Annotated in this window: 13 protein-coding genes and 1 tRNA gene; 9 read left to right on the top strand and 5 right to left on the bottom strand. The window is 74.2% G+C overall.

The features are described from left to right. A partial coding sequence (locus LJ221_RS10835; protein ID WP_241715769.1) for a helix-hairpin-helix domain-containing protein occupies nt 1–1,909 on the top strand: 1,909 nt, incomplete at its 5' end. Here LJ221_RS10835 and LJ221_RS10830 read toward each other — a convergent pair. After that, nucleotides 1,861–2,568, bottom strand: a complete 708-nt coding sequence (locus tag LJ221_RS10830; protein WP_241715767.1) for a hypothetical protein — start codon at nt 2,566–2,568, stop codon at nt 1,861–1,863. The genes LJ221_RS10835 and LJ221_RS10830 overlap by 49 nt on opposite strands. Nucleotides 2,569–2,615: 47 nt before the next feature. Between LJ221_RS10830 and LJ221_RS10825 the strand changes: the two genes are divergently transcribed. Then, nucleotides 2,616–2,804: a DUF5703 family protein gene (locus tag LJ221_RS10825; RefSeq protein WP_241715765.1), complete on the top strand. Its 189-nt coding sequence runs from the start codon at nt 2,616–2,618 to the stop codon at nt 2,802–2,804. Between the two features lie 100 nt (nt 2,805–2,904). Here LJ221_RS10825 and LJ221_RS10820 read toward each other — a convergent pair whose 3' ends face one another. The 3 genes from LJ221_RS10820 to LJ221_RS10810 all read right to left on the bottom strand — a co-directional run bounded on the left by LJ221_RS10820 (nt 2,905) and on the right by LJ221_RS10810 (nt 5,647). Next, nucleotides 2,905–3,729 carry a chaplin gene (locus LJ221_RS10820; RefSeq protein WP_241715763.1) on the bottom strand — a complete coding sequence of 275 codons (825 nt, stop codon included), beginning with the start codon at nt 3,727–3,729 and terminating at the stop codon, nt 2,905–2,907. Nucleotides 3,730–3,894: 165 nt separating this feature from the next. Continuing rightward, nucleotides 3,895–4,128 (bottom strand): chaplin, encoded by a 234-nt coding sequence (locus tag LJ221_RS10815; protein ID WP_241715761.1) that lies wholly within the window; start codon nt 4,126–4,128, stop codon nt 3,895–3,897. Nucleotides 4,129–4,309: 181 nt separating this feature from the next. Continuing rightward, nucleotides 4,310–5,647 (bottom strand): M20/M25/M40 family metallo-hydrolase, encoded by a 1,338-nt coding sequence (locus tag LJ221_RS10810; protein WP_241715758.1) that lies wholly within the window; start codon nt 5,645–5,647, stop codon nt 4,310–4,312. Between the two features lie 140 nt (nt 5,648–5,787). Between LJ221_RS10810 and LJ221_RS10805 the strand changes: the two genes are divergently transcribed. Continuing rightward, nucleotides 5,788–5,872 (top strand) — tRNA-Leu (locus LJ221_RS10805). A 63-nt stretch (nt 5,873–5,935) separates the two neighbouring features. Here the strand turns inward: LJ221_RS10805 and LJ221_RS10800 are convergent. Then, nucleotides 5,936–7,591, bottom strand: coding sequence for an FAD-binding dehydrogenase (locus tag LJ221_RS10800; protein ID WP_241715756.1), 1,656 nt, complete (start codon nt 7,589–7,591; stop codon nt 5,936–5,938). A 94-nt stretch (nt 7,592–7,685) separates the two neighbouring features. On the opposite strand from LJ221_RS10800, the gene LJ221_RS10795 reads away from it, so the two are divergent. From LJ221_RS10795 to LJ221_RS10770, 6 genes are all read left to right on the top strand, one after another. Beyond that, complete coding sequence (locus LJ221_RS10795; protein ID WP_241715754.1) at nt 7,686–8,234, top strand: NUDIX hydrolase; 549 nt, start codon at nt 7,686–7,688, stop codon at nt 8,232–8,234. A 10-nt stretch (nt 8,235–8,244) separates the two neighbouring features. Next, the gene (locus LJ221_RS10790; RefSeq protein ID WP_241715753.1) at nt 8,245–8,655 is read left to right on the top strand and encodes a YidH family protein; all 411 of its coding nucleotides are present in this window, start codon (nt 8,245–8,247) and stop codon (nt 8,653–8,655) included. Then, nucleotides 8,652–8,993: a DUF202 domain-containing protein gene (locus LJ221_RS10785; RefSeq protein WP_308314758.1), complete on the top strand. Its 342-nt coding sequence runs from the start codon at nt 8,652–8,654 to the stop codon at nt 8,991–8,993. Before LJ221_RS10790 ends, LJ221_RS10785 begins: the two co-directional genes overlap by 4 nt. 17 nt (nt 8,994–9,010) lie before the next feature. Continuing rightward, entirely contained in the window at nt 9,011–9,484 is a 474-nt protein-coding gene (locus LJ221_RS10780) for a gluconokinase (RefSeq protein ID WP_241715777.1), read from the top strand. A gap of 137 nt (nt 9,485–9,621) precedes the next feature. Next, on the top strand, nt 9,622–10,644 hold the full coding sequence (locus tag LJ221_RS10775) for a phosphotransferase family protein (RefSeq protein WP_241715752.1): 1,023 nt from the start codon (nt 9,622–9,624) through the stop codon (nt 10,642–10,644). A 6-nt stretch (nt 10,645–10,650) separates the two neighbouring features. Beyond that, nucleotides 10,651–11,877 carry an acyl-CoA dehydrogenase family protein gene (locus LJ221_RS10770; RefSeq protein ID WP_241715749.1) on the top strand — a complete coding sequence of 409 codons (1,227 nt, stop codon included), beginning with the start codon at nt 10,651–10,653 and terminating at the stop codon, nt 11,875–11,877. Nucleotides 11,878–11,977: the final 100 nt, after the last annotated feature.

Raw genomic sequence — 11,977 nt, 5'->3', positions numbered from 1 at the left:
GCCCCGGCGCACCGCGCCGGCCGGCCGACCCGCCGGCGGTCCCGGCGCGCCGCGGGACGTACCGGGCGACGGCCCGCAGGCCGTGCCCGAGGACATCACCGCGCTGCTGGCCGAGGGCGGCGCGCCCGCGGCGCTGGGCGCGGCCGTGGTGGAGGCCCTCGGCGAGGGTGCCGCCGAGGTGCTGCGGGCCGACCCGTGGGAGCTGCTGGCGGTCCCGGGCGTGGCACCGGAGCGGGCGGACGGCTTCGCGCGGGCGCTGTTGGGGCCGGACGGCGGTCCGGGCGACGAGCGGCGCGGCCGTGCCCTGGCGGTGTGGTTGCTGGAACGGGCGGCGCTGTCCGGGCACACCGTGCTCGCCCCGAAGGCCCTGGCCGAGGGACTGGCCCGGTACGGCGTACCGGAGCCGGATGCGGCGGTGGGCGAGGCGGTCGACGCGGGCGCGGTGCTGACCTTCGAGGACGCCCCGGAGGAGGGCTCCGGGAACGGGGAGGCCGTGGCCGGGAGCACCGGGGCGGAAGATGAGGCGGGCGAGCGGCCCGTACGGTTGCTCGTCGGCCTGGAGCGCCACGCGCTGGCCGAGGAGAGCCTGGCCGAGGGGCTGGCCCGGCTGGGCAGCACCTTCGTCCCGCCCGGCGAGGAGGAGACGGCCCGCTGGGAGGAGGCCGCGGGTAGGGCGCCCGGTCCGTCCGCGGCCGAGCTGGTGCGCGCCGTCGCCCGCAGCGGTCTGGTGGTACACACCGGCGGCGAGGCCGCCCGCGGCGAGCCGGCGGCGCTGGTGGCCGCGGCCCGGGCGCTGGGACTGCGGGCGTACGCCGCCGCGCACAGCGAGGACGGCAGGCGGCGGCTGGCGGAGCTGCTGGACACCGAGGGCGGCGACCGGGGCGGCCCGGGCCCGGCGGCCGTCACCGTCGACGGGCTGCTGGCCGGCCGGGAGGGCCCGGGGCGCGACGAGGAGGGCGCGTACGCACTGGACCTGCTCGCCGTGCTGGACGCCCCCCAGCTCGACGCCGAGCGCGCGGCGGCGCTGGCCGAGGCGGTGCCGGACGGCGCACGGCTGATCCTCAGCGGTGATCCGCACCTGCTCGGCTCGGCGGGCGCCGGCCAGGTGCTGGCCGATCTGCTCGCGGCACGCGTCTGCCCGCAGATCGTCTCCCGCACCCCGGATCCCGGGCCGGTCGGCGAACTGGTCTCGGGCGTCGGGGCCGGCGAGCTGAACCGGGTGGAGGCGCCCGGCCGGGAGGTGATGATCGTCCCGGTGCGCGACGCCGGGGAGGCGGTGCACCGCACCGTGCAGCTCGTCGCCGACTCGGTGCCCCGGGCGCTCGGGGTGCCCGCCGGGCTGACGCAGGTGATCACGCCCGGCCACGGCGGCGCCGCGGGCACCCGGGCGCTCAACGCCGCCCTCAAGGAGCGGCTCAACCCCGGCCCCGGCCGGTTCGGCGGCTTCGACCCGGGCGACCGGGTGGCCCACTCCCCCTCACCCGGGCACACCTCACCGGGGACGGTGGTGTCGGGGGACGAGGAGGGGCTGCGTCTGGACTGCTCCGGCCGCGCCGTCACCGTCCCGCGCGGGCGGGTGGCGCGGACGGTGCGGCACGGCTGGGCGATCACCGCCCACCAGGCCGTCGGGACGCGCTGGCCGGCAGCCGTGGTGGTGCTTCCGGGCGACGCGGTCCCGGCTCTCAACCGCGCCTGGGTGTACACGGCGTTCGGCCGCGGCGAGCGGCACCTGTCCGTGGTGCACGGTGTGGACCAGGCGCTGCCGCGGGCGGTGGAGCGGATCCCGGCCCCGGAGCGCACGACACGCCTGCGCACGCTGCTGCGCGCGCAGGCGTCGACGGCGGGGCAGGGCGGGGCGTATCAGTCCGCGGCCCGGACCACCGGCCCGCCGCCCTCGTCCTCGCCGTAGAGGTCCTCCTCCTCGTCGAAGACGGCGCTGGCGTCGAAGCGGCAGACGACCTGCTCGGGGTCGGCCCCGTCGAAGGGCGAGCCCAGCCACTCCCCCGGCTCGGCGGGTTCGTCGCCCGCGATCACCCAGAGCGTGGAGTCGCCCTCCTCCAGGCCGAACTCCTCGTGCCGGGTGGCGATCTCGTCGGGTTCGTACTCGCCGAACAGCACGCTGAGGGCGGCGTGCACCCCGCTCCCGGCGAAGGGGCCCTCCAGCGCCTCCTCGTCCGTGTCCGCCGAGTCCGGGTCGAGCGCGGTGACGCGCTGGGCCTGGGCCATCAGCCGCTGCGGCTCCACGACGGTGTAGTCGCGGCGGATGAGAACGCTGAGGACGCCGGGTTCCTCCGGCCCGGCGTAGGCGGGCATGCCGTCGCCGCCCGGGATCTCGAAGGGTGTGACCTCGTCGTAGACGTCGTACAACAGCTCGTCGTACGCCTCGCCCGCCGCGGCCAGTTCGTCGAAGGCGGCGTGGACGGCGGCCTCGGCCCGGGCGGCCCCGGCACCCGAGCCCCCCTCGGCAGACCGTCGTTCGACGGCTTCGAGGTGACGGTCCAGCGCGGTCTTCAACGCTTCGGCGGCGGCTCGTACCTCGGCAGCACCGGGCTGCGCAGCATCAGACATAGTGCAGACGCTATCCGTACCGGGGCCCCGCACGCACAATAGATGTGATGCCGGAATACGAATTTCGCGATGTGTACGTCCCGCGCGGGGTCTCCCGCAAGGCCGCCACACGTCTGTTGACCGAACACGCCGAGTACGGACACTGGGAACTGGACCGCCTCAGGCTCAACTCCGACGGCAGCCGCCGGGTACGGCTGCGGCGGCGAATCATCCGCCAGTTGCGCGCCACCTGGTGACGCGGAACGCGGAAGGAGCGGACCCCGACCCCCGTAAGGGGCGGAGCCCGCTCCTCGCCGTGCTTCCGGCTGTGGTCCCCGGGGTGTCTCCCGGCGCCGGTCAGCCCCGCATGGCGCGGGCGCGCCGGTAGAGCAGGGCTCCGCCGAGCAGCGCCCCGGCACCGGCCGGGACGACCGTGCCCAGCCCGACGCTGCCGGTCTGCGCCAGCTCGCCGCCCATGGCCTGGGGGGCGGGCTTCCGGGGGGCCTCGGCACGGGGCTTGTCCCTCTCCTCCGGCTGCTTGGGCTCCTCCGGCTTCGGCTTCTCCGGGTTCTCGGGCCCGGGCTCCTCCGGCTTCGGCTTCTCCGGCCCGGGCTTCTCCGGGGACGGCTTGTGGTCGCTCGTGTTGGCGCACTCGTTGCCGGCGGCCGGGTTGAGACCGCCCACCACGTTCACGGAGTTGCCGCAGGCGTTGACCGGCGCGTGGACCGGGGCCTGGACGGTGTTGCCGGACAGCACGCCCGGCGAGCCCGCGGCCACACCCTCGGCCCGGGCCCCGCCGTCGCCGGCGTGCTTCCCGCGCTGCGTCTCGCCGTGCTCCTTGCTCTGCTCCTCGCCCTGTCCCCGGTCCTGGCCGCCGGGGTTCCCCTGGTGGCCGCCCTGGTGGTGGCCTCCGTCATGGCCGCCCTGGTGGTTGTCGTCCATGTTGGCGCACTCGTTGCCGAAGGCCGGGTTGAGACCGCCGCCCACGGTCGCGGTGTTGCCGCAGGCGTTGACCGGCGCGTGGACCGGGGCCTGGACGGTGTTGCCGGACAGCACGCCCGGCGAGCCCGCGGCCACACCCCGGGCCTCGGCGTCCGCGTGGGCGGCGTGACCGCCCGACATGGCCAGCACGCCGCCGGCCGCGGCGATGGTGATCAGGCCCTTCCTTGTGACCTGTCGCATGTGTACTTCCCCTTGCCCTCTGATGTGCGGGTGGCTTGCGGTCTACGGGTTGAGCGCGGGCGGGAGGCACTCCTCGCCCCCGTCCGCCGAAACGGCGGCCCCGGAGCGCATGGCGCGCGCTCCGGGGCCGCCGCGCACAGGCCCCTCGCGGGCCCGGACGCGACGTCAGTCGTTGACGCAGAAGTTGCCGAAGGCGGGGTTCAGCAGCCCGATCACGCTGATCGTGTTGCCGCAGGCGTTCACCGGAACGTGGATCGGCGCCTGGATGACGTTGCCGGAGACGACACCGGGGGAGCCGATGGCGGCGCCCTTGGCACCGGAGTCGGCGGCGGCCACACCCGCGCCCGCGAGCACGAGACCACCGGTGGCAGCCGCGACGGCGACGACCTTCTTGATCATTCTTCCTCCTTGTTGGCAATGCGATCCCAGCCGCGGACCGCACTCCCTGTAACGACATCGGAGGAAGCGGGCTACGGCCCGAGGGCGCATTCACCCGTCCTGGTCACACACGCACACACGGGCGATTAACGGGAGGGCCGGACCGTGCCCGATCGCACCGGGCCCTGCGGCGCCGGGCCGGTCAGCACTGGTCGATGAAGCGGTCCAGTACCCGCACGCCGAACTTCAGCCCCTCCACCGGCACCCGCTCGTCCACCCCGTGGAACATCCCGGCGAAGTCCAGCTCCGGCGGCAGCTTCAGCGGGGCGAACCCGAAGCAGCGGATGCCCAGGTCGTCGAAGGACTTGGCGTCGGTGCCGCCGGAGAGCATGTACGGCACGGCCCGCGCGATCGGGTCCTCGGCCTTCAGCGCGGACTGCATGGCGTCCACCAGGGCGCCGTCGAAGCCGGTCTCCACCGCCTTGTCGGCGTGCACGTCCTCGCGCCTCACGCGCGGGCCCAGGATCCGGTCGAGGTCGGCCAGGAACTCCTCCTCGTGGCCGGGCAGGAAGCGCCCGTCGACATGGGCGGTGGCCTGCCCGGGGATGACGTTGACCTTGTAGCCGGCGCCGAGCATCGTCGGCGCGGAGGTGTTGCGCAGCGTCGCCCCGATCAGTTTGGCGATGCCGCCGAGCTTCGCCAGGGTCTCGTCCATGTCCTCCGGGTCCAGCTCCACGCCGAGGGCGTCGGAGAGCTCGTCGAGGAAGGAGCGCACCGTCTTGGTCACCCGGACCGGGAACCTGTGCCGTCCCAGCCGTCCGACCGCCTCGCACAGTTCGGTGATCGCGTTGTCGTCGTTGGTCATCGAGCCGTGCCCGGCGGTGCCGTCCACGGTGAGCCGCATCCAGTGCATGCCCTTCTCTGCGGTCTCCACCAGGTACAGCCGCAGCTTCTCGTTGACGGTGAAGGAGAAGCCGCCGACCTCGCCGATCGCCTCGGTCACGCCCTCGAACAGCTCCGGGTGCCGTTCGACCAGGTGCTTCGCCCCCCAGGTGCCGCCCGCCTCCTCGTCGGCGAGGAAGGCGAGCACGATGTCGCGCGGGGGCTTGCGACCGCCGCGCAGCCGGTCACGCACGACCGCCAGCGTCATCGCGTCCATGTCCTTCATGTCGACCGCGCCGCGGCCCCACACGCAGCCGTCGGCGATCTCGCCGGAGAACGGGTGGTGGGTCCAGTCCTCGGCGTTGGCCGGGACGACGTCGGTGTGCCCGTGGATGAGCAGCGCGGGCCGGGAGGGGTCCTCGCCCTCGATCCTGGCGACGGTCGACGCCCGGCCCGGGTGCGACTCGAAGATCTCCGGCTCCAGTCCCACCTCCGCGAGCTTCTCCGCCACGTACTCGGCCGCGGCCCGTTCACCCGGTCCCGAGTGGTCGCCGTAGTTGCTGGTGTCGATCCGGATGAGATCGCGGCACAGGTCGACGACCTCCTCCTCGCCCCTGACCGCGTCGGCCGCGGTGGTGGTCGCGTTCGGCTCGCTCACACTGCCTCCTCGTGTTGCGGGGTTTCGCGCCCATCCTCCCGTTTCCCGGGGCTGGAGCACAGGAGCCGGGATGATCGCCCGGCTCCCTCCCAGTGCTATGGTTTACACGTCGCCATGGCCCCGGTCGGCGGCACGCACCTGTCCGGGTGGCGGAATGGCAGACGCGCTAGCTTGAGGTGCTAGTGCCCTTTATCGGGCGTGGGGGTTCAAGTCCCCCTCCGGACACAGGGAAGCCGAGGGCCCCGCGGAAATCCGCGGGGCCCTCGCCGTGTCCGGTCCGGGCCCGGTTCAGCCCACAGCCTCCGCCGCCGCGCGGCCCGCGGTGCGGCCCGAGAAGAGGCAGCCGCCCAGGAAGGTGCCCTCCAGGGAGCGGTAGCCGTGCATGCCCCCGCCGCCGAAGCCGGCGGCCTCACCGGCCGCGTAGAGACCGGGCAGCACCTCGCCTCCGGTGGTGAGGACGCGGGAGGACAGGTCGGTCTCCAGACCGCCGAGGGTCTTGCGGGTGAGGATGTTCAGGCGCACGGCGATCAGCGGGCCCGCCTTCGGGTCCAGCAGCCGGTGGGGCGGGGCGACGCGGATGAGCTTGTCCCCGAGGTAGCCGCGGGCGCCCCGTACGGCGGTGATCTGGAGGTCCTTGGTGAAGGGGTTGGCGATCTCGCGGTCGCGGGCGGTGATCTCGCGGCGCAGGCCGGCCTCGTCGATCAGACCGTCCCCGGTGAGCGCGTTCATGCCGCGCACCAGGGCGGACAGGTCGCGCTCGACGACGAAGTCGGCGCCCTTGTCCATGAACGCGCGCACCGGGCCGGGCACTCCGGAGCCGGCCCGGCCGAGCACCTGGCGGACACTGCGGCCGGTGAGATCGGGATTCTGCTCCGAGCCGGAGAGCGCGAACTCCTTCTCGACGATCTTCCGCGTGAGGACGAACCAGGTGTACTCGTACCCCGTGCCCATGATGTGCTCGAGAGTGCCGAGCGTGTCGAAGCCGGGGAAGAGCGGCACCGGCAGCCGGCTGCCGGAGGCGTCCAGCCACAGGGAGGAGGGACCCGGCAGGATGCGGATGCCGTGCCGCGCCCAGACCGGGTCCCAGTTCTCGATGCCCTCGGTGTAGTGCCACATCCGGTCGCGGTTGACGATCCGGCCGCCGGCCTCCTCGGCGATGCCCAGCATCGCGCCGTCGACGTGGGCGGGCACTCCGGAGAGCATCCGCCTGGGCGGAGTGCCCAGCCGCTCGGGCCAGTTGGCGCGCACCAGGTCGTGGTTGCCGCCGATGCCGCCGGAGGCGACGATCACCGCCTGGGCGCGCAGTTCGAAGACGCCGGTCACCTCCCGGCCGGCGGCCGTGCCGCGTGCGGCACCGCTGGGGGCGAGCACCTCGCCCGTGACGGTGTCCACCGCTCCGGCGCCGCGGGCCAGCCCCGTGACGCGGTGCCGGAAGCGCAGGTCCACCAGGCCCCGTTCGGCGCCCTGCCGCACCCGCCGTTCGAAGGGTTCGACCAGACCGGGCCCGGTGCCCCAGGTGATGTGGAAGCGCGGCACCGAGTTGCCGTGGCCGCGGGCGTCGTAGCCGCCACGCTCGGCCCAGCCGACGACGGGGAACAGCCGCACGCCCTGGGCGCGCAGCCAGGCGCGCTTCTCCCCTGCCGCGAAGTCGACGTACGCCTCGGCCCAGCGGCGCGGCCAGGCGTCCTCCTCGCGGTCGAAGCCGGCCGTGCCGAGCCAGTCCTGCCAGGCCAGCTCGCGGCTGTCGCGCACGCGCATTCGGCGCTGCTCGGGCGAGTCGACGAGGAACAGCCCGCCGAATGACCAGTGCGCCTGGCCGCCCAGGGACGCTTCGGACTCCTGGTCGAGCAGGATCACCTTCCGTCCGGCACCGGCCAGTTCGGCGGTGGCCGCGAGCCCGGCCAGGCCCGCCCCGATCACGATCACATCGGCGTCGTACGCCATCGGCCCATCCGCTCCTCGGTCCGTCCCGCTGGTGACCGGAGAGTAACCCCCCGCCCTGGCGCACGACACCCCCGCGGGCTGCTTTGATGGCCGGGTGACGAGCGAGGAGACGGCGGGCAGGTCCGCGAACGAGCTGCTGGACATCGTGGACGAGTACGACCGTGTGATCGGCCGGGCCCGGCGCGGCACCGCCACCGCCCGGCGGATGCGGCACCGGAGCGTGGCGGTGCGGGTGTACGACGCCGAGGGCCGGATCTTCGTGCACCGCCGCACCCCGGGCAAGCTGGTCTTCCCCTCGATGTACGACCTGATGGTCGGGGGCGTGGTCGGCGCGGGCGAGAGCTACGACGAGGCGGCGCTGCGCGAGGCCGGGGAGGAGCTGGGGGTGAGCGGGCTGCCGCACCCCGAGCACCGGCTGACGTTCCTGTACGAGTCGCCGGAGCACACCTGGTTCCTGGCCGTCTACGAGGTGCGGTGCGATCTGCCGGTGCGCCCGCAGGCCGAGGAGGTCGCCTGGTGGGACTTCCTGCCGAAGGGCGAGGTGGAGCGGCGGCTGGAGGGGTGGGACGTGGTACCCGACGGCCTGGAGTGCCACCGGCGGCTGGAGGAGTGGCACCGGGAGCGGGCCGGGGACCCCGCGTAGTGTCGGGAGCATGATCGAACGGCTCTGGCATGGACTGCGGGACGCGCTGCGGCTGTGGCTGACGCCGGAGCGGATGCGGACCGAGGGCACCACCCCCGACTACCGCTTCTCGCTGGCCAACGAGCGGACCTTCCTGGCGTGGATCCGCACCGCGCTGGCGCTGGTGGCGGGCGGCCTGGCGGTGGACCAGTTCCTGACCGGGATCCGCCCCGGCCCCCGGGCCGCGATCGCCGTGTTGCTGCTGGCGGGCGGCGCGCTGTGCGCGGTACGGGCGGTCAACCACTGGCTGCGCACCGAGCGGGCCATGCGGCACGGCGACGATCTGCCGCTGTCCCGCTTCCCCGTGCTGCTGGCGCTGGGCACGGCGGTGGCCGCGCTGGTGGTGGTCGCCGGGGTGCTGCTGGGAGAACTGGGCCGGTGAGCGCGGACCGCCGGCCGCGCGGGGACGGGGCGGCCGTACGCGATCCGGCCGCGCAGCCGGAGCGCACCCGGATGGCCTGGCGGCGCACCACCCTGGCCTTCGCGGCGGTGGTGGCGCTGCTGGCCCGCGGGGCGCTGCACGACGGCGGGCCGCCGCGGCAGTACGTGCCGGCCGCGCTGGGGGCGCTGGTGTGGCTGGCCTTCCTGGGCCTGGCCCACCGCCGCATCCGCGCGCTGGATGTGCCCCGGCCGGGGACGCTGGGTACGCGCACGGCGTACGCGGCGGCCCTCTGTACGCTGTCGGTGCCGATCTTTGGAGTGGTGGTGTGGCTGTTGTGAGTCCGCTCGTCGTGGTGATGGGTGTGTCCGGGTCCGGGAAGACGACGGTGGGCACGGCCTTGGCGGAGCGGCTGGGGGTGCCGTACGCGGAGGCCGACGACTTCCACCCGCCCGGGAACGTGGCGAAGATGGCCTCGGGCGTCCCGCTGACGGACGCCGACCGCGCGCCCTGGCTGGACGCGATCGCCGCCTGGCTCAAGGCCCGGGGCGCCGACGGCGGCGTGGTCACCTGCTCCGCCCTCAAGCGCGCCTACCGCGACCGGCTGCGCCGGGCCGCGCCGGAGTTGTTCTTCCTTCATCTGGACGGCTCGCCCGAGCTGATCGGCGAGCGGCTGACGGGCCGCACCGGCCACTTCATGCCGTCCGCGCTGCTGAGGTCCCAGTTCGAGACGCTGGAGGCGCTGGACGCGGACGAGGCGGGCGCGGTCGTCCCCATCGACGGGACGCCGGACGAGGTCACGGAGCTGGCCGTCGCCGCCGTCCCCCGCTGACCCGTATCGCGGCCCCGGCGCCGTCTCCGCGCGGTGTCGGGGCTCTCTTTTCGCGCTCCTCCCTGGACTCCATACCGACCAGTCGGCATCATTGCCCGGTACGCACGACCACCCTCTTCCCGCCGAGGAGCCTGCCGATGACCGAGCACCACCCACCGGGCCTCGATCCCGCGCGGCTGCGCGCGTACCTGGACGGCGAGCGCCCGGGGCTCGTCCAGGGGCCCCTGAGCGCGGAGCTGATCGAGGGCGGCCGCTCGAACCTGACCTACAAGGTGAGCGACGGGACCTCGCGCTGGGTGGTGCGGCGCCCTCCGCTGGGCCACGTCCTGGCCACCGCGCACGACATGGCCCGCGAGCACCGGGTGATCAACGCCCTGGGCCCCACCGACGTGCCCGTGCCCGGCGCGGTGCTGCTGTGCGAGGACACCGCCGTCCTCGGCGCGCCCTTCTACGTGATGGAGTACGTGGAGGGCACCCCCTACCGCACCGCCGAGCAGCTCGCCCCGCTCGGTCCCGAGCGCACCCGCGAGCTGGTCCTCGGCCTGTCCGACGCCCTGGTGAAGCTCCACTCGGTGGACCCGGACTCCGTCGGCCTGGACGGTTTCGGACGCCCCGAGGGCTTCCTGGAACGGCAGCTGCGGCGCTGGGGCAAGCAGCTGGACGCCTCCCGCAGCCGCGAACTGCCCGGCATCGATGAGCTGCACGCCCTGCTCGGCAGCCGGATGCCCGCCTCCCCCGCCCCCGCGATCGTCCACGGCGACTACCGGCTGGACAACGTGCTCGTCGGCGCGGACGACCGGATCGCGGCCGTCCTCGACTGGGAGATGTCCACCCTCGGCGACCCGCTGACCGACCTGGGCCTGCTGGTGATGTACAGCGGCCGGCGGCGCATCCCCGGCGCCCCCATCGCCACCACCCGCGAGGCCCCCGGCCATCCCGACGCGCGGGAGCTGATCGAGCGGTACGCCTCCTCATCGGGCCGCGACGTCTCGGGCATCGCCTGGTACACGGCGTTCGCCTACTTCAAGCTCGCCGTGATCCTGGAGGGCATCCACTACCGCTACACCCTCGGACAGACCGTCGGCGCGGGCTTCGACCGCATCGGCGCGCTCGTCCCCCTCTTCGTCTCGGAAGGCCTCACCACCCTGCGGGAGGACTGATCCGCCATGGACTTCGGATTCGACGCACGCACCGAGGAGCTCCGCGAGAAGCTGCTGGCCTTCATGGACGAGCACGTCCACCCGGCGGAGGCGGTGGCCGAGGAGCAGCGCGCGGCGCTGGACTCGCCGTGGCGCACCCCGCCGGTGGTGGCGGAGCTGAAGGCCGCCGCCCGCGAGCGCGGCCTGTGGAACCTCTTCCTGCCCGACGCCGAGCACGGCGCCGGACTGACCAACCTCCAGTACGCGCCGCTGGCCGAGATCACCGGCCGCAGCCCACAGCTCGCCCCGACCGCCACCAACTGCGCCGCGCCCGACACCGGCAACATGGAGGTGCTGGCCCAGTTCGGCAGCGCCGAGCAGCGCGAGCGGTGGCTGAAGCCGCTGCTGGCCGGGGAGATCCGGTCGGCCTTCGCCATGACCGAGCCGGAGGTCGCCTCCTCCGACGCCACCAACATCGAGACCCACGTCCGGCGCGAGGGCGACGAGTACGTCATCACCGGCCGCAAGTGGTACATCTCCGGGGCGATGAGCCCCGACTGCGCGGTCTTCATCGTGATGGGCAAGACCGACCCGGACGGCGAGGACATCCGCCGCCAGCAGTCGATGGTGCTGGTGCCGCGCGACACCCCGGGCGTCGAGGTGCGCCGCGCGATGACGGTCTACGGCTACGAGGACCACTGGCACGGCGGCCACGCCGAGGTCATCTTCCACGACGTGCGGGTGCCGGTGGCCAACCTGATCGGCGAGGAGGGCGGGGGCTTCGCCATCGCCCAGGCCCGGCTGGGACCGGGCCGCATCCACCACTGCATGCGGCTGATCGGCATGGCCGAGCGGGCGATCGAGCTGATGTGCCGCCGCGCGGGCACCCGTACCGCCTTCGGCAGGCCGCTGGCCGCGCAGGGTGTCGTCCAGCAGTGGATCGCCGACGCGCGGGTGTCGGTGGAGCAGCTGCGGCTGCTGGTGCTCAAGACGGCCTGGCTGATGGACACCGTCGGCAACCGGGGCGCGCACACCGAGATCCAGGCCATCAAGATCGCGGTGCCGCGCACGGTCGTGGGCATCCTGGACCGCGCGGTGCAGCTGCACGGCGCGGGCGGCGTCAGCCAGGACTTCCCGCTGGCCGAGCTGTGGGCCGGCGCCCGCACCCTCCAGCTCGCCGACGGCCCGGACGAGGTCCACCAGCGCTCCCTGGCCCGCCGCGAGCTGAAGCGTTTCGCGCCCGCTCAGTCCTGAGGCCCCGCGCCCGGAGGGCGCGCGAGGGTGTTAGGACTACACTCCCAAGGAGTGTAGTCCTAACACCTGGAGCGAGATGCCGCGCCCGACAGGGCAGGCG

This window comes from Streptomyces sp. CNQ085 (assembly GCF_022614595.1).
GTDB lineage: Bacteria > Actinomycetota > Actinomycetes > Streptomycetales > Streptomycetaceae > Streptomyces.
This window is presented reverse-complemented; position numbering and strand designations above follow the sequence as displayed.

Excerpts from the sequence above, each read along its gene's own strand:
- LJ221_RS10830 (WP_241715767.1), bottom strand. The coding sequence starts at position 2,568 with ATGTCTGATGCTGCGCAGCCCGGTGCTGCCGAGGTACGAGCCGCCGCC.
- LJ221_RS10825 (WP_241715765.1), top strand. The coding sequence starts at position 2,616 with ATGCCGGAATACGAATTTCGCGATGTGTACGTCCCGCGCGGGGTCTCC.
- LJ221_RS10820 (WP_241715763.1), bottom strand. The coding sequence starts at position 3,729 with ATGCGACAGGTCACAAGGAAGGGCCTGATCACCATCGCCGCGGCCGGC.
- LJ221_RS10815 (WP_241715761.1), bottom strand. The coding sequence starts at position 4,128 with ATGATCAAGAAGGTCGTCGCCGTCGCGGCTGCCACCGGTGGTCTCGTG.
- LJ221_RS10800 (WP_241715756.1), bottom strand. The coding sequence starts at position 7,591 with ATGGCGTACGACGCCGATGTGATCGTGATCGGGGCGGGCCTGGCCGGG.
- LJ221_RS10790 (WP_241715753.1), top strand. The coding sequence starts at position 8,245 with ATGATCGAACGGCTCTGGCATGGACTGCGGGACGCGCTGCGGCTGTGG.
- LJ221_RS10780 (WP_241715777.1), top strand. The coding sequence starts at position 9,011 with ATGGGTGTGTCCGGGTCCGGGAAGACGACGGTGGGCACGGCCTTGGCG.
- LJ221_RS10775 (WP_241715752.1), top strand. The coding sequence starts at position 9,622 with ATGACCGAGCACCACCCACCGGGCCTCGATCCCGCGCGGCTGCGCGCG.
- LJ221_RS10770 (WP_241715749.1), top strand. The coding sequence starts at position 10,651 with ATGGACTTCGGATTCGACGCACGCACCGAGGAGCTCCGCGAGAAGCTG.